This window comes from Pseudomonas sp. GW821-FHT09C08, assembly GCF_059418125.1.
Genome location: NZ_JBWKPG010000002.1, coordinates 369,419 through 389,628, shown reverse-complemented (window position 1 = coordinate 389,628; position 20,210 = coordinate 369,419). Strand labels below are relative to the sequence as shown.

The following is a 20,210-nucleotide window of genomic DNA, read 5'->3' as shown; positions in this document are numbered from 1 at the left end:
TTGTTCCAGCCCTTGTGGCTTTTGTGAACCCGTCAGCCCTCAATCAATGCCCATTTCCAGAGTGCCCGCCCGCATGCCCGGCGCCCTGCCCCGGGCCTTTGCCTTCATGCCCACCGCGCCCGCCTTCGCTTTCACGCACGGCGTTGGCGGCCTTGGCTTTTTCTGCTTCCTTGCCCAGTTGGTCGATTGCCGCCAGGTTGCTTTTGCGCACACTGTCGACGAAGCCCTGGAACGGTACATCGGTGATGCCGACCAGGCCGAAGTGACCGTTTTCACCGTCCAGCAAGCGACCGGTCACCGGTTGGTCCAGGTACTGGAACCAGTGCACACCGACAATCGATGGCTCAGCCATGGCCTGCTTGAGGAAGGTGCTATACGCCGCGCCGCGATCTTCTTCGCGCGCCAATTGCGTCACGCCACCCCAGAACGGGCCGCGGTCGGCGGAGCCGAAGTTGAATTCGGTGATCAGCACCGGCTTGTCCAGGGCACGCAGGGCGGCAAAGTCATAACCGTCCTGGGGCTTGAGGGTATACATGTTGAAGCTCAGCACGTCGCAATACTGCGCGCAGGACGCCACGGCCTCCGGCGTGCTCACCGCAAAACGGCCGCCCAGCAACAGCTGGTTGGGCGCGTGCCACTTCAGCGAATCGGAGATGGTCTTGAAGTAGGCATCGGCGAAGGTTTTCTGGAAGTACTTGAAGTCAGCTTCGATTTCCGGGTGCTCGGGGCTCGGCATCGGCGGTTCGAAGCCCGGGTCTTCCATCAGCTCCCAGCCCGCCAGGTGGATGCCCCAGGCTTTCGAGAGGCCTTCTTCATTCCGGTACTTGTCGCGCAGTTGCTTGAGGAACGCGCGCTTGGCCGGTACGTCGGTGGTCATGCGCAGCGTGCCGTAGGCCAGGGCGTAGCGCGATTTCGGGTCATCACCGGGGCCTGCCCAGGCCAGTTCGTTGTCGGCAAAGAAGCCGATCAGCCAAGGGTCATCGCGGTGGTCACGGGCCGCGATGGCCACGGCGCGTTCGGTGGCCATGGCGAAACGCGGGTCGAACGGGTCAGGCATGCCGCCCCACCAGTCAGTACCGGTGCTGATGCTGGCGTAATCGCCGACGATCGACAGTGGCAAGGTGTACGGCACGCGGTCGGCAGTGGCCAGGTCCGGCTCGCTCCAGTTGCCCACGGTATTGAAACCCCAGGCTTGCAGGCGGTCGAGGGTGTGGCTGACCCAGCGTTTCTGGTCGAAGCCATCGGTGTCATAGGTGCGCTGCAGGTTCGCGCCATAGAAGTCGTACCAACGCCCGACGTTGAAGCCCCGGCCCTGATCGGCGCCGTTGCCGCCACGGTTGTCGCCACGGCCGTAGTACTTGTCGAAGGGCTCGCCGGCCTTGGGCAGCGCGGCAAACATCCATTCACGCCCGGCCACGTAGGTCTGGTTGTTGTCCGCCGCCACGGTATTCACGCCCAGGGAGTAGAACGGGTGGCCTTCCGGCGTCACCAGGTACCAGCGACCGTCGCGTTTTTCGGTGCGGAAGAAGCCGCTGGCGTCGAACGCCGGGCCTTTGTTCCAGCCACCATACTGATCCAGCGAGGATTTATCCCGCTCGGCCAGCCAGCCCTTGAGCTGTTGCTGCTCCTTGGCGGCGGCCGCCTTGAGTTGCTCGTCGCTGCTGACTTTTTCCGGCCAACGCGCACGGGTGGACTGGCCATAGGCATCCACGAGTTCGCTGTAGGCTGCTTTCAACACCGGCTCGCTGTCCTGCACGCCAAAGCGCTCCAGCAGGATGCTCTGCGCGGCGACAGGCTTGATCATCGACAGGGTCACCGAGACCACCTGGCTGCGGTCGATTGCCCCGGCGCTGGCGGCGAGCAGCACGCGCTGGCCGTCCACGGTGATCGGCATCGGCGGGCCGGCCTTCATGCCCTGGCTCAGCGGGGAATTGGCTTGCAGCGGCACCAGCAGGGTCTGCACCGGGCCGGCCGGCAGGTCGATGCGGCTGACCAGGGTCTTGCCGTCGGCGCTCTGCACCTTGACGTAGAGCGTCAGCGCCCAGTCCATCGCGCTCTGGATGCGCAGGCTCATGGCGCCGGACTGTGACCAGTCCCACACACCGGTCTGCGGGCTGAGCACCAGGCTCGGCTCGGCGGCCGGGTTGAAGGTGATGCGGCGCAGCACCTCGCCTTCGGGGGTTTGTTCGGCATTGTATTGCGGCAGGCTGGCGTCCTGGGTCGCCACCTTGACCACATCGGCAGGCCGGACAAAGTTGAACAATGTCTGTTGCCCGGCAGGCGCGGCCATCAAGGGCGCGGCGAACAGCAGGGCAAAAAGGGCGGGCAGCGTGCGAATCATACGAACAAGGTTCTCCCAAACGGCCGATGAATGGCCTGATGACGTAAAGCGTTGGCAGTCAGATAGACCACGAAGTGGGCGAATTCGCCCACAGTGGCTTAAGAAATTTCGCGCCTGAACGGCGGCAAGGCATCCAGGATAGCCTTGCCATAGCGCTGGGTAACCAGGCGGCGGTCAAGCAAGGTGATGGTGCCCCGGTCTTCTTCGGTGCGCAGCAAGCGACCGCAGGCCTGCACCAGTTTCAGGGACGCATCCGGCACCGAGATTTCCATGAACGGGTTACCGCCGCGTGCCTCGATCCATTCGGCCAATGCCGCCTCGACCGGATCATCCGGCACCGAGAACGGGATCTTGGCGATCACCACGTGTTCGCAGTAGGCACCGGGCAAGTCCACGCCTTCGGCGAAGCTTGCCAGGCCGAACAGCACGCTGGAATCGCCGCCATCGACGCGCGCCTTGTGCTTGTTGAGGGTTTCCTGCTTGGACAGGTTGCCCTGGATAAACACCTGCTTGCGCCAGTCGCGGTCGAGGCCGTCGAACACGTCCTGCATCTGTTTACGTGACGAAAACAGCACCAGCGTGCCGCGCGAGCCTTCCACCAGTTCCGGCAGGTCGCGGATGATCGCAGCCGTGTGCGCCGCCGCATCCCGAGGGTCGGCCTTGAGGTCGGGCACCCGCAACACGCCGGCGTCGGCGTGATGGAACGGGCTCGGCACCACGGCCGTGACGGCTTTTTTCGGCAGGCCGGCACGCATGCGGAAGCGGTCGAAAGTGCCCAGGGCGGTCAGCGTCGCCGACGTCACCAGGCAGCCGTAGGCCACGTTCCAGAGGTTGCGGCGCAGCATTTCGGCCGCGAGGATCGGGCTGGCGTTGACCTCGATGTCGAACAGCGCGCCACTTTCCGACAGGGTCAGCCAGCGGGCCATCGGCGGGTTGTCTTCCGGGTCTTCGACGGTAAACGCAGTCCACAACTCCCAGTTGCCCTGGGAACGCGACAACAGGCTGCCGAACAGCGGGTACCACTCCTCGGCCTGGTTGCTGGCGATGCCGATGTTGACCTCGCCATCCATGCCTTCCTTGAGCAGGTCGGTCAGGCGGGTAAACAGGTCGGTCAGGCGCGAGAAACCTTTTTTCAGCTCGATGCCCATTTCGCGCATGTGCTCGGGGATCAGCCCGCCGACAAAACGGTGGCGTGGACGCTCGCGCCCCTCCACGTCTTCACCGGGCTTGAAGTCAGCGACCTGCTCGCAGGCGCTGAACATGAATTGCTGCTGGGTCTTGATCTCGCGCGCCAGCTCCGGCACTTGCTCGATCAACTTGCCGAGGTCACCGGGCAGCGGGTGCTGGGCGAGCAATTTGGTCAGGTTCTTGGCGGTGGTTTCCAGCCAGTCGGCGGTGGAGCGCAGGCGCGTGTAATGGGCGAAGTGGCCGATGGCCTTGTCCGGCAGGTGATGGCCTTCGTCGAATACGTAGAGCGTATCGCGCGGGTCCGGCAGCACGGCGCCGCCGCCCAGGGCCAGGTCGGCCAGGACCATGTCGTGGTTGGTGACGATCACGTCGACCTTGCCCATGCCTTCGCGGGCCTTATAGAAGGCGCATTGGCCGAAGTTGGGGCAATGGCGGTTGGTGCACTGGCTGTGGTCGGTGGTCAGGCGCGCCCAGTCGGAATCTTCCAGGGCGGTGGGCCAGCTGTCGCGGTCGCCGTCCCATTTATTCCCGGCCAGTTTCTCGATCATGCTGGTGAACAGCTTCTGGCTGGCTTCATCAACTTCGATCTTGAAGCCTTCTTCTTCGAACAGCTGCGCCGTGGCCGTTTGCGCATGGCCTTCCTGCAGCAGCACATCGAGTTTGGACAGGCACATGTAGCGCCCACGGCCCTTGGCCAGCGCGAACGTAAAGTTCAGGCCGCTGTTGCGCATCAGGTCGGGCAGGTCTTTGTAGACGATCTGCTCCTGCAGGGCGACAGTCGCAGTGGCGATCACCAGGCGCTTGCCGGCGGCCTTGGCGGTGGGGATCGCGGCCAGGCTGTAGGCCACGGTCTTGCCGGTACCGGTGCCGGCTTCGACGGCCACGACGGCGGGCTCACCTTCGCGGCGGCCTTCGTCGTCGACGTCGATATCCCCGAGGACCTTGGCCACTTCGGCGATCATCAGGCGTTGGCCGTAGCGCGGTTTCAAGCTCTTGGCTTCGAGAAAACGCGAATAGGCGCCCTGGATCGTGGTTTTGAGTTCAGTGCTGATCATGGATAGTCGGGCGCAAAAAACGCTGGATAAATTTTCAGTGGTTCGGATCGGCCGCTATCATACCCCGCTAATTAATCCCGCGCAGAACGGAGTACCACAATGACCGCGTTTAGCCTCGCTTACACCCTGCATGTATTGGCCGCCCTGGTATGGGTCGGCGGTATGTTTTTCGCCTGGATGATCCTGCGCCCCGCCGCCGTGGCGGCACTTGAGGGCCCCGCACGGCTCAAGTTGTGGGCAAATGTGTTTCAACGTTTTTTCGTGTGGGTGTGGGTGGCGGTGCTGGTTTTGCCGATCAGCGGCATCGGCCTGTTGCAACTGCGCTTCAGTGGCTTTGAAACCGCGCCGCGCTACGTGCAGGTGATGATGGGGTTGTACCTGGTGATGACGGCGCTGTTTATCCGTATCCAGGCGTTGAAATTCCCGGAATTGCGCAAGGCAGTGGCGGCTGAAGACTGGCCGGCAGGCGCGGCCGCGCTGGGGCAGATCCGCAAATTGGTCGGGATCAACTTGATCGTGGGACTGGTAGTGGTGGCAATCGCGTCGGCCCGGCCGATGTTCTGAGGCCGGCCAAGCCCCCTGTGGCGAGCGGGCTTGTCCCGCGTTGGGCTGCGAAGCGGCCCCTCCAGGAATCGGTGCGTTGTTTCAGGCAAACCGAGGTGTTTGGGTTTGGGGCCGCTGCGCAGCCCAACGCGGGACAAGCCCGCTCGCCACATTAGAGAGGTTACAGACGCTGTACGGTCACAGTGCCCGCAGGCCCTGCTGGCCCTGGTTGCCCTTCCAGCCCTGGGCGGCCCTTCTCGCCGCCGTCGGCGCGGTACACCAGGCAGCCCTTGGACTCGCCACCTTTGCCAGGCTTGCCCGCCGTGCCGGCCAGACCGCCGGCACCGCCGTCGACCCAGACCTTGATCTGTTGGGCCGGGAAGTCCTGCGGCAACTCGACCCGCACCTGCGCGCCCGCAGCGCCCGGCAAGCCGTCGCCGCCATTGTCACCGTTGGCGCCACGCCCGGCCGAACCCCAGGTGCAACCCGGGTCCACGCCGTTGGCACCATCCAGCCCGGCATACCCTTGGGCGCCCGCGCCGCCACGGGCATCCACCGACAGCTCTTCAGCCACCAGTGAATTGATCCGCAAGGTCAGGTCTCGCCCGGCCTTGGCCGGTTTTTCATGGGTGCCCGGCGCGCCCCGCGAAGTGATCTGGCTGCCGTGGTCCAACTGCGCATGGCGCACCTGCAGTTGCAGCACGGTGCCGCCGGGGACAATCGCAATCCGCGCATCGCGGCCCAGGTGCAGCTCATCCACCGTGACCTGGCTGATGGTGGCCGGGATCAGCAAGGTGCCGTAGTCCGCTACCTCCAGACGCTCCAGTTGCAACACGCTGGTGCTGTTGGGCAGGCGCATCAACGAATTGGTCTCAACACTGACGCTCTGGGCCAGGGCGACGGGGCTGACCAACGCGGCCAACAGTAAAACCTTACGCATCATGGGGCTCCTGACTGATTTCGAATTTTTCTTTGGACGCACAGTAACGACTTCTACAGGCGATTTGCCAGTGAAGCATCAAAAAACTTGTGCAGGGAGAGGTGCAGGCGAGGCGCGCGACAATGCCCCTGTGGATCCCACAGGGGCAAGGTTTGTCAGCGGTTGATCTGGATTTCCGTACGACGGTTCAAGGCACGACCTTCAGCGGTTTTGTTGTCGGCAACCGGATGGCTTTCGCCCGCCCCCGTCACAGACACAAAGGCACTGCGCGGCACGCCGGCGCCGATCAGGTAATCGGTGACCGAGTGAGCACGTTTTTCCGAGAGTTTCTGGTTGTAGGCATCCTTGCCGACGCTGTCGGTATGCCCGCTGACCCGCAGTTGAGCACTCGGGGCTTCCTGTTTCAGGCGCGTGGCAATGGTGTCGAGCTTGGTTTTATCGGCGGCGGTCAGCCTGGCCGAGTCGAACTCGAAGTGCACATCGCGAATTACGATGGTTTCTTCCTTGACCACCACCACTTCCTCAACCACCGCAGCCGGCGGCACCGGTGGGCAGCCATTGGCATCGACCTGCACGCCTTTTGGCGTGTGCGGGCACTTGTCACGGCTGTCCGGCACACCATCGCCGTCCTCGTCGCCATCACCGTGCACCCAGCAATAGGCGCCGGCCATGCCGCCGACCAGCAAGGCGCCGTAGCCTGCATAGGCCGAGCTTTCCGTGGCGCCGATCGCCGCGCCGGTCACACCGCCAACGGCAGCGCAGGTCGGCCAATCGGTTTTTTGCAAGCCTGCGCAACCTGTCAATAACCCGGTGAGCAGAACCAAGGGTAGAGCTGTCCGCATGATGCTCATCTGACTTTCTCCTGAGGGGATCGGCGGGGGCCGATGGGTGGAGTAAAGACCGCTCTTTTCAACTGCGCCACTACGCCACGCCCCCGTATTTGTTAGGGATCGTCGTTCTCGACGGACTTTTCGCAGCCGCCCGCTCTAGGCCCGCACGCTCAGCCGCGCTAGTCTCTAGCGTCTTGATGTGAGGATCTCTGATGACCGCTGGCATTTCTTCCCGTACGCCCCAGCAAGCCTTGGCTGCCTTGCTGGATCTGCACCAGCCCAAACGCCTGCTGTTATTGGGCGCCAGTCAGTTTCCGGCGCTGGACGCGTTTCAAGCCGCGCACCCGGATACCCAGGTGTCCGTGGCAGCGCCCGGCGCCCTGCCGGCGGAACTTGCGGCGCAGCGTTTTGACCTGGCGCTGGTGGTCGACTGCCTGGAGCACCTGTCAAAACCGCAAGGCCTGACCTTGCTCGGTGGCATTCGCAACCTCAACGCCAGCCGCATTGCCGTGCTGGTGGACCTGGGCGCATGCGACTGGAAAGACACCGACTTCTTCTCCCTGGCCCTGCAGGCCGGCGAGCGTTTCCAGCGCGATGAACAGGTTCTGACGCTGTTTACCTACGATCTGCTTGACTATAAACAGGTGCCGGACTGGCTCAACGCCCGCTTCTGGGCCAACCCGGAAAACTTCGGAAAGTATTGGTGGTAACCCGATGAGTACATCCATTTGCCCCTGCGGCAGTGGCAACCTGCTGGATGCCTGCTGCGGCCATTATCACGCCGGGCACCCGGCCCCGTGCGCCAGCGCCCTGATGCGTTCACGCTACAGCGCCTATGTGCTGGGCCTGGTGGACTACCTGGTGGCCACCACCCTGCCCGCGCAACAGGCCGGCCTCGACCGCGACGCCATCGCCGCCTGGAGCGCCCAGAGCACCTGGCTCGGCCTGGAAGTCGAAAACTCGGAGGTGTTCGGCGGCCAGCCAGAACATGCCTTTGTGACCTTTACCGCGCGTTGGCACGACAGCACCGGCGAACATAGCCACCGCGAGCAGTCTTCTTTCGTACAGAATGAGGGGCGCTGGTACTTCATCGACCCGACAGTGGAAGTGAAGGCCGGCCGCAACGATGCGTGCCTGTGCGGCAGTGGGCAGAAATTCAAGAAGTGTTGTTCCAGCTACCTCTGACCTGCAAGCGCGGGCTTGCTCGCGAAAACCCCGGGGGCACCTTTGTGTGTCAGGCTTAGCGCGTCATCGTTGACGACCTTCGCGAGCAAGCTCGCTCCTACACAGGATGGATAACGCCATGCTTCGGATGTACAGCTTGATGCTGGCGTTGACCCTCGGCCTCACCGGCTGCGCGTCCTGGTTCGAAGACGATGCGCCGCCGCCCCACGTCTCGCTGGTGAAAGTCGAAGTGGTGCGGGCCAAGTTGCTCGAGCAGAAATTCAAGCTGTACTTTCGCGTGGACAACCGCGACGACGCCGACCTGACGGTGCGCGGCCTGATCTACAAGGTCAGCCTCGGCGATTTTGTGCTGACCGAAGGTGAGTCCAACGAATGGCTGACCGTGCCGCCCCGGGGCCACGCGTTTTTCAAGGTGTCGGTGCGCACCAACCTCTGGCCGCAGATCCGCGATGTCGTGCAGATGCTGAAAAATCCCGACAAACCCGTGCCTTATCGCCTGGAGGGTGAGCTGAAAACCGGATTATTCATCGGTTATGACGTGCAGGTGAACCACAATGGCGAGATAATCCCCGGCGATTTTATTCCGGAGCGACATCGATGACTCAGCAACCCCATGTCCATGGTCCTGACTGCAACCACGATCATGATCATCACGATCACCACGATCACGACCACGGTCATGTCCACGGCCCGAACTGCGGCCACGCTCACCAGGAGCCGGTGCGCAACGCGTTGAAGGACGTCGGCCGCAACGATCCTTGCCCGTGCGGCAGCGAGAAAAAATTCAAGAAGTGCCACGGGGCTTGATGCCCTGACCCTGCAGGAACCGACTTGCCGGCGATGGCGTCCCCAACATCGCTGTCGCCGACAAGCCGGTTCCTTCAGGTTGAGTTAGCACGTCAGGGTTTGTGTTGAAACTGCAACACCACCTCAAGCCCCCCGCCGTCCCGATTGCTCAAGCTCAACCGTCCCTCGTGCGCCCGGGCAATGGTGTGCGCAATGCTCAACCCCAGCCCATACCCGCCCGTCTCGGCATTGCGTGAACCCTCCACGCGGTAGAACGGCTCCATCACCTGCTCCAGTTGTTCCTGGGGAATCCCCGGCCCTCGGTCGCTGATGATGATCTTCAAACTGTCCGCCTGGTCCTCGACCCGCACCACCACGTCGCGACCATAACGCACCGCGTTTTCCAGCAGGTTCTGCACGCAACGCTTGAGGCTGCGCGCGTACCCCGGCAACGGTTGCCTGGCACGACCTTCGATGCGCACGCTTTCGCCCACATCCTGCAAGTCCGCCTGCAAGCTTTGCAGCAAGGCATTGATGTCGATGTTCTGCCGCGTCTCGTTGATTTCACCGCTGCTGGCAAAATCCAGGGTGCTGGAGACCATGTGCTCCATTTCTTCCAGGTCGCTGCGAAAACGCTCCTGGGTGCGAGGGTCGTCGAGCATCTCGGTACGCAGGCGCAGGCGTGTGATCGGTGAACGCAAGTCGTGGGAAATCGCCGCAAGAAAACGCGTGCGCTCGGCGATGTTGGCAATCAGCCGTTGCTGCATCGCGTTGAAGGCCTGCGCGGCGCGGCGCACTTCGGTGGGGCCATCCTCCGACAGCGGCGGCCGCTGGATATCACGGCCCAGGGCTTCGGCGGCCTTGGCCAGCGCATTGAGCGGACGGATGGCCAGGCGCACCGCCACCAGGGCAATCACCACCAGCACCAACACGCGCAACAAATAGATGCGCATCACGTAGTCGAACAGCAGGTCCAGCGGCGAGGTACTGGTCCAGCCCTGCTCTTCACTGGCATCCACCTGCAACCAGCGCCCATCGGGCAGACGCAGATCGATCAGGAATTGCCCCACCACCGGTTGGGAGCTGAGCAGTGTCGAGAGCCCGGCGCTTTGCCCTTCGCCATCCACCAGGGAAAGGCGCAACAGCACCAGGGTCTGGGCGTAGCCGGTCTTCTGCGACAACACCTTTTTGATCAAGCGCTCGGTGGGCCGGTCAGCATCGTTGAGGGTACTGGGGGTGGCGCTGGCCTGGTCGCTCAGGGTCAGGCGGAAGTTCGGCGTATCGAGCATTTTGATCAGCAGGTCCGCCTGCTGCGGATCGCTGTGCACCAGCCGCACCACATCCGCCAGTCGAGTGGCGATCAGCCGCGCAGGGATTTCCAGCACCTGGCCATGCCGCCGGTCGTACCAGATGCTGCTGGTCAGGGCCTGGGCCGCGAGCATGCCGCTGACCAGGATCAGCACCAGCCGCCCGAACAGCGAGCGCGGCAGCAGTCTCACGATTCCAACACCACGTCATCGGCGGTGAGCATGTAACCCTCGTTGCGCACGGTCTTGATCAGCCCCGCCGGCAGTTGCGAGCGCAGGCGGCTGATGCACACGTCGATGGAGCGGTCGAACGGCGTGCTGTCCTTGTCGAACACGTGGTTGAGCAAAAAGTCGCGGCTCAACGGACGGTTGGGGTGCTGCAACAGCAGGCGCAACACGCGGTAATCCGAGTTGCCCAGGCTCACCACCACGCCTTGCGGCGACAGCAACTGCCGCGCCCGCGTGTCGAGCTGCCAGCCGGCGAAGCGAATGCTCGGCGCCTCGTCCAGGCGCGCGCGATCCGGAAAACTCTGCACGCGTCGCAGCACGACCTTGATCCGTACCAGCAACTCACGCGGGTCGAACGGCTTGGGCAGGTAGTCATCGGCGCCGATCTCCAGGCCGACGATGCGGTCGATCAACGAGCCCTTGGCCGTGAGCATCACCACCGGCGTGTTGGAGCTGACCCGCAGTTCGCGGCACAGGCTCAGGCCGTCTTCACCCGGCAGCATCAGGTCGAGCACGATCAGGTCAATCACGTTGAGCGCTAGGCGGCGGCGCATTTCCTTGCCGTCGGCGGCGGTGGATACCTGGAAACCGGCATCGCTCAGGTAGTCGCAGAGCAGTTGGCGGATTTGCGGGTCGTCATCAACGATCAGCAGGTGGTCTTGCTTGGCCATGGGCAGTCGATCCGAAAACTCAAAACGCAGGAGATAGCCGAAAGTTCAGCCAGCAGTGCAGGCAAATGTAATGGAATGTTGTAGGAAACCATAATCACGCATCAGCGATACAAAGCCCCGGTATGGCAGGCGGAATCGCTCTTTAGACTACCGAACCTAAATGAGAGTAATTGTAATTTAGACTCGGATCACTGCCTATGTCATTGCCCACCCCTCACCGTCACACGTTGCACAGTACCCTGGCGCCGATGTTCGGTTTCCTCGCGGCTGGCGGCGTCGCCCCGACCGCCTTGGCCGATACGACAGCCGCCACGACCAATGGCTCGGTGCTGAGCCTGCCGGAAATCAAGGTCGACGGTGAAGCCACCTCCACCTTCAAAGTGGACCGGGTGACCTCGGCAAAAATCAGCCAACCGCTGCTGGACGCGCCGCAAAGCGTGACCATCGTGCCCCAGCAGGTGCTCAAGGAGCAGAACGCGCAGACCCTGCAGGAAGTGTTGCGCAACGTGCCGGGCATTACCTTCATGTCTGGCGAGGGCAACCTGGGCTGGGGCGATCTGTTCTCGATCCGGGGCTTTTCTTCGGAGCAGAGCCTGACCGTCGACGGCGTGCGCGATGCCGGCATGTCGACCCGTACCGACACCTTCAACCTGCAGCAGGCCGAAGTGTTCAAGGGCACCGGCTCCATCGAGTCCGGGGTTTCTGCGGTGGGCGGCAGTGTCAACCTGGTCAGCAAGGAAGCGCACCTGGGCGATGCCAACAAGGTCTCGGCCGGGATTGGCACCGACAGCTATCGCCGGCTCACGGCCGACCTGAACAAGCAACTGAACGACACCACCGCCGTACGCATCAACCTGATGAAACACTACAACCAGGTGGCCGAGCGCGACGACGTGGACTACGACCGCTGGGGCATCGCCACCTCGTTCGGCTTCGGCCTGGGCACCGACACGCGCCTGTTCATCGACACCTTCTACCAGAAAGACACCAACACCCCGGACGGCGGCGTGCCGATCCAGCGGGGCACCGACGGCGACCGCATGCCCGGGGTGAAACGCTCGAACTGGTACGGCGACTCCAGCCTCTACACCCAGCAAAACAAAACCACCTCGCTGACTGCCCGCCTGGAGCACGACTTCGACTGGAATGAAGCCAACCTGCGCAATCAGACTCGCTGGGAACGCAGCGACAACTTCGCCGTGCTCTCCCCGGCGCGTTTTTTTGCCGCCGACGCGAATGGCAACAAAACCTGCACCGGCGCCCGTTGTGCGACTTTGGGCTACACCGGTGTAGGCCCGATCAGCCAAGTGCCAGGTAGCACGGTGAATGCCTACACCGACTACGTGAACAACAGCAACACCGCCTACGGCATCCTGCGCGGCAGCGACTTTGGCTTGTCCAAGCGCTACACCATCCTGGATAACCAGACCGACTTCAGCTTCAAGTTCAACACAGCAAGCCTGCAACACGCGGTGGTCTCGGGTCTCGAGTTCTACCACGAGACCTACGGCGGGCTGAAGCGCAACGCCGAAGTGCCGGCAGGCAACCTGTTCTTCGACATGAGCGAGCCCAGCCACAGCTTCGCCAGCACCTACGTGACCAAGGGTGAAGGCGACCCGCGCTCGGTGATCGACAACGCCGGTATTTACCTGGGTGACACCGTCACCCTCAACGAGCAGTGGCAGGTGCTGGGCTCGCTGCGCTACGACAACTGGCGGGCGCAAACCAGCCAACGCGGCCAATCGACCATCAGCAGCACCGACGGTGCGGTGAGCGGACGGGTCGGCGCGGTGTACAAGCCGTTGCCCAACGGCAGCGTCTATGTTTCCTACAGCGAAGCAGCGCAACCGTCGGCGTTGGGCGCATCCACCAACAACCAGATCTACGGCGCGGCCAGCACCAGCAACTACAGCCCGGCCAAGTCCAAGACCTACGAGTTGGGCACCAAGTGGGACATTGCCCACGACATGCTGAACGTCACCGCCGCGATTTTCCGCACCGAACTCGACAACGCCTGGGAATACCAGGACGGCGAATCCGCCCCGGTACGCGCCCTGCCCGCCAAGCGCGTGGACGGCGTGGAACTCGGCCTGCAAGGCAATATCACCTCGCGCTGGACCGCCTACACCGGTTTCTCGGCGCTCAAGAGTACCCAGACCAAAGGCATCAACAAGGGCGCCGAAGCCAAGAACGTCCCTGACCTGACCGCCAACCTGTGGACCACCTATGCCGTCACCGACGCCCTGAGCCTGAGCTACGGCGAGCAATACGTCGGTCGGCGCCGCTACACCGACAACAAATACGTCGGCGGCTTGAACAACAACAGCAGCTACGCCAATGGCCCCTCCGGCGTGAATGCGATCTACACCCGCGACCATGAAAAAGCCCCCGGCTACTGGCTCAGCAGCCTGGCCGCGCAATACAAGGTGAACAGGGACACCACGGTCAACCTCAACCTCAACAACGTCTTCAACACGTTCTATTACAGCCAGGTCGGCGCCTCCCTCGATGGCTTCCAGCTCTACGGCATCCCAGGTGCCGGGCGCACCCTCACCGCCAGCGTCGATTATGAATTCTGATCCTCTCTCACCAGGAGCCTCTGCCATGCGCAAACCCCTTCACTTGCTCAAGCTCGGCGTGCTGTTCGGCGCCTTGGTCCTCGGCCATGCCGAAACCGCCGCCGCCCACGAAGTCACCGACGTGCTCGGCCGCAAGGTCGAGGTCAAGGACGACGTCAAACGCGTGGTACTGGGTGAAGGCCGCCTGATTTCGGCGTTTGCCCTGCTCGACAAGGACGCGCCGTTCCAGCGCATCGTCGGCTGGCAGAACGATCTGAAGCTGCTGGACCAACACACCTATAACGCCTACGTGGCGAAATTTCCGACGGTCAAAGACATCCCTTTGATCGGGCAGGCGTCGGAACAAAGCGTCAGCGCTGAAGAAATTCTCTCGCTGAAACCGGACCTGGCGGTGTTCAGCATCTCCGGGCACGGCCCGACCGAACACAGCCCGGTCGCCGATGTATTGGCCAAGGCCGGAATCCCGGTGCTGTTCGTCGATTTTCGCATCAACCCGGTACAAGGCACCCATAGCAGCATGAGCGCGCTGGGCCAGGCGTTGGGGCGTGAAGCCCAGGCCAAGGCATTCCTCGCGTTCTATGACCAGCACATCAAGGTGATCAGCGACGCCGTCGCTACCTTGCCGGCCGGCCCGCGCCCGAGCGTGTTCCTCGAACTGCTGGCCGGTGCCTGGCAGGCACCGGGGCACACCACCGGCAAAAGCGGCATGGGTGAAGTGATCAAGCTGGTCGGCGGACGCAACATCGCTGCCGATGTCGTGCCCGGCGCGCTGGGTGATATCAGCGTTGAATATGCGCTGAAGGCTGATCCGGATGTGTACGTGGCCACCGGCAACCACAAACCCGGCCTGATCCTGGGCGCAGGCGTTACCTAGGACGAGGCGCGTGAAGCGTTTGACCGCGTGTTGGCGCGGCCGGAATTCGCCAATCTTCGCGCGATCCGCGAAGGCAATTCCCACGGCCTGTGGCATGACTTCTACAACTCGCCCTACAACCTGCTGGCGATTGAAGCGCTGGCCAAGTGGGTACACCCGCAGCTGTTCGCCACGCTGGACCCGCAGGCGACGATGGCGCAGATCAACCAGCAGTTCCTGGGGATGCCGCTGCAGGGTGCCTATTGGATCAACAGCAAGCCTGCTGTCGAAACGCGGTAAAAACTGTGGGAGCGGGCTTGCTCGCGAAGGCGGTGTATCAGTCGACCTATTCAGTGACTGACACCGCGCATTCGCGAGCAAGCCCGCTCCCACATTTGGATTTTCATCGTCTTCAAAATTGTGTGAACTCCATGACCACTCAAACCCTCGACCTCGCCAGCGCCACCCACGGCTACCGTCGCCTGCTGGCGCGGCGTGCCTGGCTGCTGGCCTTGCTCGGCACCGCGCTGGCCTGCGCGATTCTGGTCGACCTGGCCAGCGGCCCGTCGGGCATGGGCCTGCTGGCGTTACTCGACGGCATCCTGCATCCCTCGCACCTGAGCGCCACCGACCAGGTGATCATCTGGAACGTGCGCCTGCCCTACGCGCTGATGGCGGTGCTGGTAGGCTGCGCGTTGTCGCTGGCCGGGGCCGAGATGCAGGCGATCCTCAACAACCCGCTGGCCAGCCCGTTTACCTTGGGCGTGTCGTCGGCGGCGGCGTTGGGCGCATCGCTGGTGATTGTGTTCCCGGTGACCACGCTGTGGGTCTCGGCCAACACCGCGATTTCGATCTCGGCGTTTATCTTCGCCGCCGCCTCGGTGTTTTTACTGCAAGCCATGTCACGCCTGCGCGGCGCCGGCGTGGAAAGCCTGGTGTTGTTCGGCATCGCGCTGGTGTTCAGTTGCAACGCGGTGGTGGCCTTGCTGCAACTGGTGGCCACCGAAGACGTGCTGCAACAGCTGGTGTTCTGGACTCTGGGCAGCGTGACCCGGGCCAATTGGGACAAGCTCGGCATCCTGGCGCTGGTGGTCGCGGTGGTGCTGCCGTTTTCCTTCACCGCCGCACCGCGCCTGACCCTATTGCGCATGGGCGAGGACCGCGCGCAGAGCTTTGGCGTGGACGTGAAGCGCCTGCGGTTTTTCTCGTTGCTGCGCATCAGCCTGTTGTCGGCCACCGCCGTGGCCTTTGTAGGCACCATCGGATTTATCGGTCTGGTAGGTCCGCATATCGCGCGGATCCTGGTGGGTGAGGATCAACGCTTCCTGTTGCCGGCCAGCGCCCTGACCGGTGCGTTGCTGCTGTCGCTGTCGTCGATTGCGAGCAAGCTGATCATGCCCGGGGTGATTGTGCCGGTGGGCATTGTCACCGCCTTGGTCGGCGTGCCGATTTTCGTGGTGCTGGTGTTCAAGCGGGGGAGGCAGTTATGAGTGCGGGCTTATCGGTACACAACGCCAATGTGAGCTACGGGCGCCGGCAGATCGTGCACGACCTGAGCTTGCCGACCTTGCCCCACGGCAGCCTGACCGCCTTGATCGGTCCCAACGGCGCGGGTAAATCCACCTTGCTGCGTGCCGTGGCCGGGCTGGAAAAGATGCAAGGCGTTGTGCGATTGGGCGACCTCGACCTGTCGGCCATGTCCGTTGCCGAACGCGCGCGACGGGTGACCTACATGCCGCAGAACCTGCCGCCCGGCCTGAGCCTCAGCGTGATGGAAAGCGTGATCGCCGCGCTGCGCGTGGCTCATGTGGAGGGCATTCCACTGTCCAGCGAGGCCTGCCTGCGCGAAGCCTTCGAGGCGTTGCAACGCATTGGCATCGCGCACTTGGCCGACCAGTTACTCAGCACGTTGTCGGGTGGCCAGCGCCAATTGGTCAGTCTTGCCCAACTGATCGCGCGTCGCCCCCAGGTGATGCTGCTGGACGAACCCACCAGCGCCCTCGACCTCAACTACCAGTTGAAAGTCATGGAGTGCGTGCGCGGGCTGGTGCGCGAGCACCAACTGATCGCCGTGGTGGTGCTGCACGACATCAACCTTGCCGCACGCTTTGCCGACCATATCGCCGTGCTGCGCAAGGGCCGGCTGTATGCCAGCGGCACGGCAGATGAGGTGCTCGACCCGGCGCTGTTTGCCGAGGTGTATGGCGTGCAGGTGCGCATCGAACGCTGCTCGCAGCAGTCGCTGCAAGTGTTGGTGGACGGCGCTGTGTAAAACGCTTCTAAGGTTAGACGCAAATGTTTGATTGAATTATTGCCCCTTGGTCTTCACCTATAGCTGCAGGCATTCGCTCATTTGGAGAGCTTCATGATCGACCTGTACTACTGGACTACCCCCAACGGTCACAAAGTATCGCTGTTCCTGGAAGAAGCCGGCCTGCCCTATAAGGTGCACCCGATCAATATCGGCCAGGGCGACCAGTTCAAGCCGGACTTCCTGAAGATCGCTCCCAACAACCGCATCCCGGCCATCGTCGATCAGAATCCGACCGACGGCGGTGCGCCGATTTCGCTGTTTGAATCCGGCGCAATCCTGCTGTACCTCGCGGAAAAAACCGGCAAGTTCATTCCGCAAGACCTGCGTGGTCGCCAGGAAGCACTGCAATGGTTGTTCTGGCAGATGGGTGGATTGGGGCCGATGGCGGGCCAGAACCACCACTTCAGCCAGTTCGCCCCGGAGAAGATTCCCTACGCGATCAAGCGCTATGTGGACGAAACCGCGCGCCTGTACGGTGTGCTCGACCGGCGCCTGGCCGACCGCGCGTTCGTCGCGGGTGAGGACTACAGCATTGCCGACATGGCGATCTATCCATGGATCGTTTCCCACAAGTGGCAGAGCCAACGCCTGGAAGACTTCCCACATGTGCTGCGCTGGTTCAACAGTATCAAGGAGCGGCCAGCAACCGTGCGCGCGTATGAACTGGTACAGAAAGTGAACCCGCCCAAGGCCTGATCTGAAGCAGCACGCGATCAAATCCGGGCGCGGGCCTGCCTGCGATAGCCTCACCAGAGTGTGACTGACGCACCTGGGTGCTGGCATCGCAGGCAGGCCAACGCCCACCTTGATCGCTGTCCGAATCAAGTTCTCACGCTTAACCCAAAACTCCCGCTTGCGTCGTTTCGCCGCGCTCACTAACGTAGCGCCTTTACTGACGCTACCCCCCGCAGGAGCTTTGCCATGGCCTCGCCAGCCCTCTCACATTTTCTTCCCCGGTTCGGCGTTGCCGCGGCAGTGGCCAGTGCATTAAGCCTGGCCGGTTGCCAGCTCCAGAGCACCCAGGACACCCTGCCGCCAGTTGCCGGCGTGCAGCCGATCAAAGGCCTGGCACAGAATGTATCGGTACGCCGCAATGCCCAGGGCATGCCGCTGATCGAAAGCAACACCTTCCACGACGCGCTGTTCAGCCTCGGTTATGTGCACGCCAGTGACCGCATCACCCAGATGGTCACCCTGCGCCTGCTGGCCCAGGGCCGCCTGGCAGAAATGTCCGGCCCTGAGGTGCTGGATGTCGACCGTTTCATGCGTGCGGTCAACCTCAAGAAAAGCGCCGGCGAGCTGTATAACGCCTCCTCGCCACGCCTCAAGCGCTTCTTCGAAGTGTATGCGCGCGGCGTCAACGCCTACTTGTTCCGCTACCGCGACAAGCTGCCGCCGGACCTGGCACAGACCGGCTACAAGCCCGAGTACTGGAAGCCGGAAGATTCGGCGCTGCTGTTCTGCCTGCTGAATTTCAGCGAGTCGGCCAACCTGCAGGAAGAACTTGCCTCCCTGGTGCTGGCGCAAAAAGTTGGCGTCGACAAGCTCGCCTGGCTGACGCCGAGCACGCCGGATGAGCCGATTCCGCTGGCCGAAGCCGAGAAACTCAAAGGCGTGAACCTTAGCCAGATCACTGGCCTGGCCGGGCTGGACACGGCCAGCCAGCAACTGAGCAGCCTCAACGCGCTGGCCGTCACTACCTCGAGCAACTGGGCGATTGGCCCGCAACGCAGCCGCAGCGGCAAAAGCCTGCTGGCCAGCGACCTCGCCGCCCAGCCCCAGGCTCCGTCGCCGTGGAGCTACGTGCAGATTCGTGCGCCCAAATACCAGGCCGTCGGTGCTTCGATTGCCGGCTTGCCGACCCTGTTGTCCGGCTTCAACGGCAAAGTCGCGTGGAGCATGAGCACGGTCAAGGGCGACACCCAGGACCTGTTCCTGGAGAAGGTCAAACGCCAAGGCAACGCGTTGTACTACGAGAACAACGGAAAATGGCTACCGGCTGGCGTGCGCAACGAGACCTACTTTGCCAAAGGCCAGCGCCCACTGCGTGAAGTGGTGTACGAAACCCGTCACGGCGCCCTTCTCAACAGCAGCCAGGCCCTGACCAGCGGCTTGGGTCTGGCCCTGCAAACGGCCGACTTCAAGGATGACAAGAGCCTGGATGCGTTCTTCGATTTGTCCCGTGCGCAAAACGTCGCCAAGGCGTCGGACGCCACCCGCGAAATCCGCGCGATTGCCTTGAACATGATCTTCGCCGACGCCACCAATATCGGCTGGCAAGTCACCGGGCGTTTCCCCAACCGTCGCGAAGGCGAAGGCCTGCTGCCCTCGCCGGGCTGGGACACCCGCTTTGACTGGGACGGCTACGCCGATGCGATGCTGCACCCCTACGACCAGGACCCGGCCCAAGGCTGGATCGGCACCGCCAACCAGCGCACCGCGCCGCGCGGCTACGGCATGCAACTGTCCAACTCGTGGGACGCGCCGGAACGCAGCGAGCGCCTGGCGCAATTGGCCAATGCCGGCAAGCACGACAGCCGCAGCATGATCGCCATGCAGTACGACCAGACCACCCTGTTCGCCGCCAAGCTCAAGACCATGTTCCAGGCACCGGGCATGGCCCAGCCGCTGAAACAGGCGATTGCAGCATTGCCGGCCGCCGAACAGGCCAAGGCACGCGAGGCGCTGAGTCGCCTGATGGCGTTTGATGGCCGGCTCGTGGCAACGTCCGCCGACGCCGCGCTCTACGAGCTGTTCCTGCAGGAAAGCACCAAGCAGATCTTCCTTGACGAACTGGGCCCGGAAAACAGCGCCAGCTGGAAGGCCTTCGTCAGCAACGCCAGCCTGTCCTATGCCGCCCAGGCCGACCATCTGCTGGGCCGTGAAGACAGCCCGTTCTGGGACGACGTGCGCACGCCGCAAAAAGAAGACAAACCCGCGATCCTTGCGCGCAGCCTGGCCGCCGCGATCACCGTCGGCGACAGCCAACTCGGTGCCGACCACAAGGCCTGGCAGTGGGGCAAGCTGCACAGCACCACCTGGAAAAACAGCACTGGCCAGGTAATTCGCGGCCCGCTGGCGTCCGGTGGCGACCACAACACCCTGAACCCGGCACCGTATGCCTGGGGCCAGGACTTCAACACCACCCAGGTGCCGGCGCTGCGCATGATCGTCGATTTCGGCCAGGTGGAACCGATGATGGGCCAGGGGGGCATCGGCCAGTCCGGCAACCCCGCCAGCCCGAACTACGCCAACGGCATCGACCCGTCGCTCAAGGCGCAATACCTGAGCTTCCCGATGCAGCCGCAGAACTTCGAGAAGGTGTATGGCAAGGCGCGGTTGACCCTGACGCCGGGCAAATAACCCGCCTCCTTATAGGCGCCGGCTTGC

General features: G+C 63.1%; 16 protein-coding genes and 1 pseudogene. 11 read left to right on the top strand and 6 right to left on the bottom strand.

All coding sequences use genetic code 11. From position 1 onward, the window contains the following. Positions 1-43: 43 nt before the first annotated feature. On the bottom strand, positions 44-2,341 hold the full coding sequence (locus AC07OJ_RS08390; protein ID WP_495094371.1) for a beta-galactosidase: 2,298 nt from the start codon (positions 2,339-2,341) through the stop codon (positions 44-46). A 98-nt stretch (positions 2,342-2,439) separates the two neighbouring features. Continuing rightward, positions 2,440-4,584: an ATP-dependent DNA helicase DinG gene (dinG, locus tag AC07OJ_RS08385; RefSeq protein ID WP_495094370.1), complete on the bottom strand. Its 2,145-nt coding sequence runs from the start codon at positions 4,582-4,584 to the stop codon at positions 2,440-2,442. A 99-nt stretch (positions 4,585-4,683) separates the two neighbouring features. Here dinG and AC07OJ_RS08380 point away from each other — a divergent pair, with 99 nt between their 5' ends. Then, on the top strand, positions 4,684-5,148 hold the full coding sequence (locus tag AC07OJ_RS08380; RefSeq protein ID WP_106804935.1) for a CopD family protein: 465 nt from the start codon (positions 4,684-4,686) through the stop codon (positions 5,146-5,148). Between the two features lie 160 nt (positions 5,149-5,308). Here the strand turns inward: AC07OJ_RS08380 and AC07OJ_RS08375 are convergent, their stop codons facing one another. Together AC07OJ_RS08375 and AC07OJ_RS08370 are read right to left on the bottom strand one after the other, a co-directional pair. After that, on the bottom strand, positions 5,309-6,067 hold the full coding sequence (locus tag AC07OJ_RS08375) for a collagen-like triple helix repeat-containing protein (RefSeq protein WP_065902993.1): 759 nt from the start codon (positions 6,065-6,067) through the stop codon (positions 5,309-5,311). Between the two features lie 155 nt (positions 6,068-6,222). Then, on the bottom strand, positions 6,223-6,918 hold the full coding sequence (locus AC07OJ_RS08370) for a PA1041 family peptidoglycan-binding anchor lipoprotein (protein ID WP_065902995.1): 696 nt from the start codon (positions 6,916-6,918) through the stop codon (positions 6,223-6,225). A gap of 191 nt (positions 6,919-7,109) precedes the next feature. Here AC07OJ_RS08370 and AC07OJ_RS08365 point away from each other — a divergent pair, with 191 nt between their 5' ends. The 4 genes from AC07OJ_RS08365 (at position 7,110) to AC07OJ_RS08350 (ending at position 8,889) form a co-directional block, all read left to right on the top strand. After that, positions 7,110-7,607, top strand: coding sequence for a DUF6231 family protein (locus AC07OJ_RS08365; RefSeq protein WP_065902997.1), 498 nt, complete (start codon positions 7,110-7,112; stop codon positions 7,605-7,607). A 4-nt stretch (positions 7,608-7,611) separates the two neighbouring features. Further along, positions 7,612-8,082 carry a YchJ family protein gene (locus AC07OJ_RS08360; protein ID WP_065902999.1) on the top strand — a complete coding sequence of 157 codons (471 nt, stop codon included), beginning with the start codon at positions 7,612-7,614 and terminating at the stop codon, positions 8,080-8,082. A 118-nt stretch (positions 8,083-8,200) separates the two neighbouring features. After that, complete coding sequence (locus AC07OJ_RS08355; protein WP_065903001.1) at positions 8,201-8,683, top strand: LEA/WHy family protein; 483 nt, start codon at positions 8,201-8,203, stop codon at positions 8,681-8,683. Then, on the top strand, positions 8,680-8,889 hold the full coding sequence (locus tag AC07OJ_RS08350; protein WP_065890089.1) for an SEC-C metal-binding domain-containing protein: 210 nt from the start codon (positions 8,680-8,682) through the stop codon (positions 8,887-8,889). Before AC07OJ_RS08355 ends, AC07OJ_RS08350 begins: the two co-directional genes overlap by 4 nt. A gap of 92 nt (positions 8,890-8,981) precedes the next feature. Here the strand turns inward: AC07OJ_RS08350 and AC07OJ_RS08345 are convergent, their stop codons facing one another. Both AC07OJ_RS08345 and AC07OJ_RS08340 read right to left on the bottom strand, forming a co-directional pair. Further along, positions 8,982-10,367, bottom strand: coding sequence for an ATP-binding protein (locus AC07OJ_RS08345; protein WP_495094369.1), 1,386 nt, complete (start codon positions 10,365-10,367; stop codon positions 8,982-8,984). Then, positions 10,364-11,074: a response regulator gene (locus AC07OJ_RS08340; protein ID WP_065903005.1), complete on the bottom strand. Its 711-nt coding sequence runs from the start codon at positions 11,072-11,074 to the stop codon at positions 10,364-10,366. Before AC07OJ_RS08340 ends, AC07OJ_RS08345 begins: the two co-directional genes overlap by 4 nt. Positions 11,075-11,271: 197 nt before the next feature. On the opposite strand from AC07OJ_RS08340, the gene AC07OJ_RS08335 reads away from it, so the two are divergent. The 6 genes and pseudogenes from AC07OJ_RS08335 (at position 11,272) to AC07OJ_RS08310 (ending at position 20,183) form a co-directional block, all read left to right on the top strand. Further along, positions 11,272-13,653: a TonB-dependent receptor gene (locus tag AC07OJ_RS08335; protein ID WP_106804938.1), complete on the top strand. Its 2,382-nt coding sequence runs from the start codon at positions 11,272-11,274 to the stop codon at positions 13,651-13,653. A gap of 25 nt (positions 13,654-13,678) precedes the next feature. Next, positions 13,679-14,806, top strand: a pseudogene (locus AC07OJ_RS08330) (ABC transporter substrate-binding protein). A gap of 131 nt (positions 14,807-14,937) precedes the next feature. Beyond that, positions 14,938-15,996 (top strand): FecCD family ABC transporter permease, encoded by a 1,059-nt coding sequence (locus tag AC07OJ_RS08325; protein ID WP_106804940.1) that lies wholly within the window; start codon positions 14,938-14,940, stop codon positions 15,994-15,996. Then, positions 15,993-16,778: an ABC transporter ATP-binding protein gene (locus AC07OJ_RS08320; RefSeq protein WP_495094368.1), complete on the top strand. Its 786-nt coding sequence runs from the start codon at positions 15,993-15,995 to the stop codon at positions 16,776-16,778. The genes AC07OJ_RS08325 and AC07OJ_RS08320 overlap by 4 nt, the downstream gene beginning before the upstream one ends. Before the next feature lie 93 nt (positions 16,779-16,871). Beyond that, positions 16,872-17,516: a glutathione S-transferase N-terminal domain-containing protein gene (locus AC07OJ_RS08315; protein WP_065903017.1), complete on the top strand. Its 645-nt coding sequence runs from the start codon at positions 16,872-16,874 to the stop codon at positions 17,514-17,516. A gap of 225 nt (positions 17,517-17,741) precedes the next feature. After that, positions 17,742-20,183, top strand: coding sequence for a penicillin acylase family protein (locus AC07OJ_RS08310; protein WP_495094367.1), 2,442 nt, complete (start codon positions 17,742-17,744; stop codon positions 20,181-20,183). The last annotated feature ends 27 nt before the right edge of the window (positions 20,184-20,210 follow it).

Coding starts and splice junctions, on each gene's coding strand:
- AC07OJ_RS08350 (WP_065890089.1), top strand. CDS start 8,680: ATGACTCAGCAACCCCATGTCCATGGTCCTGACTGCAACCACGATCAT.
- AC07OJ_RS08380 (WP_106804935.1), top strand. CDS start 4,684: ATGACCGCGTTTAGCCTCGCTTACACCCTGCATGTATTGGCCGCCCTG.
- AC07OJ_RS08310 (WP_495094367.1), top strand. CDS start 17,742: ATGGCCTCGCCAGCCCTCTCACATTTTCTTCCCCGGTTCGGCGTTGCC.
- dinG (WP_495094370.1), bottom strand. CDS start 4,584: ATGATCAGCACTGAACTCAAAACCACGATCCAGGGCGCCTATTCGCGT.
- AC07OJ_RS08370 (WP_065902995.1), bottom strand. CDS start 6,918: ATGAGCATCATGCGGACAGCTCTACCCTTGGTTCTGCTCACCGGGTTA.
- AC07OJ_RS08325 (WP_106804940.1), top strand. CDS start 14,938: ATGACCACTCAAACCCTCGACCTCGCCAGCGCCACCCACGGCTACCGT.
- AC07OJ_RS08320 (WP_495094368.1), top strand. CDS start 15,993: ATGAGTGCGGGCTTATCGGTACACAACGCCAATGTGAGCTACGGGCGC.
- AC07OJ_RS08335 (WP_106804938.1), top strand. CDS start 11,272: ATGTCATTGCCCACCCCTCACCGTCACACGTTGCACAGTACCCTGGCG.
- AC07OJ_RS08390 (WP_495094371.1), bottom strand. CDS start 2,341: ATGATTCGCACGCTGCCCGCCCTTTTTGCCCTGCTGTTCGCCGCGCCC.
- AC07OJ_RS08315 (WP_065903017.1), top strand. CDS start 16,872: ATGATCGACCTGTACTACTGGACTACCCCCAACGGTCACAAAGTATCG.
- AC07OJ_RS08355 (WP_065903001.1), top strand. CDS start 8,201: ATGCTTCGGATGTACAGCTTGATGCTGGCGTTGACCCTCGGCCTCACC.
- AC07OJ_RS08365 (WP_065902997.1), top strand. CDS start 7,110: ATGACCGCTGGCATTTCTTCCCGTACGCCCCAGCAAGCCTTGGCTGCC.
- AC07OJ_RS08375 (WP_065902993.1), bottom strand. CDS start 6,067: ATGCGTAAGGTTTTACTGTTGGCCGCGTTGGTCAGCCCCGTCGCCCTG.
- AC07OJ_RS08340 (WP_065903005.1), bottom strand. CDS start 11,074: ATGGCCAAGCAAGACCACCTGCTGATCGTTGATGACGACCCGCAAATC.
- AC07OJ_RS08360 (WP_065902999.1), top strand. CDS start 7,612: ATGAGTACATCCATTTGCCCCTGCGGCAGTGGCAACCTGCTGGATGCC.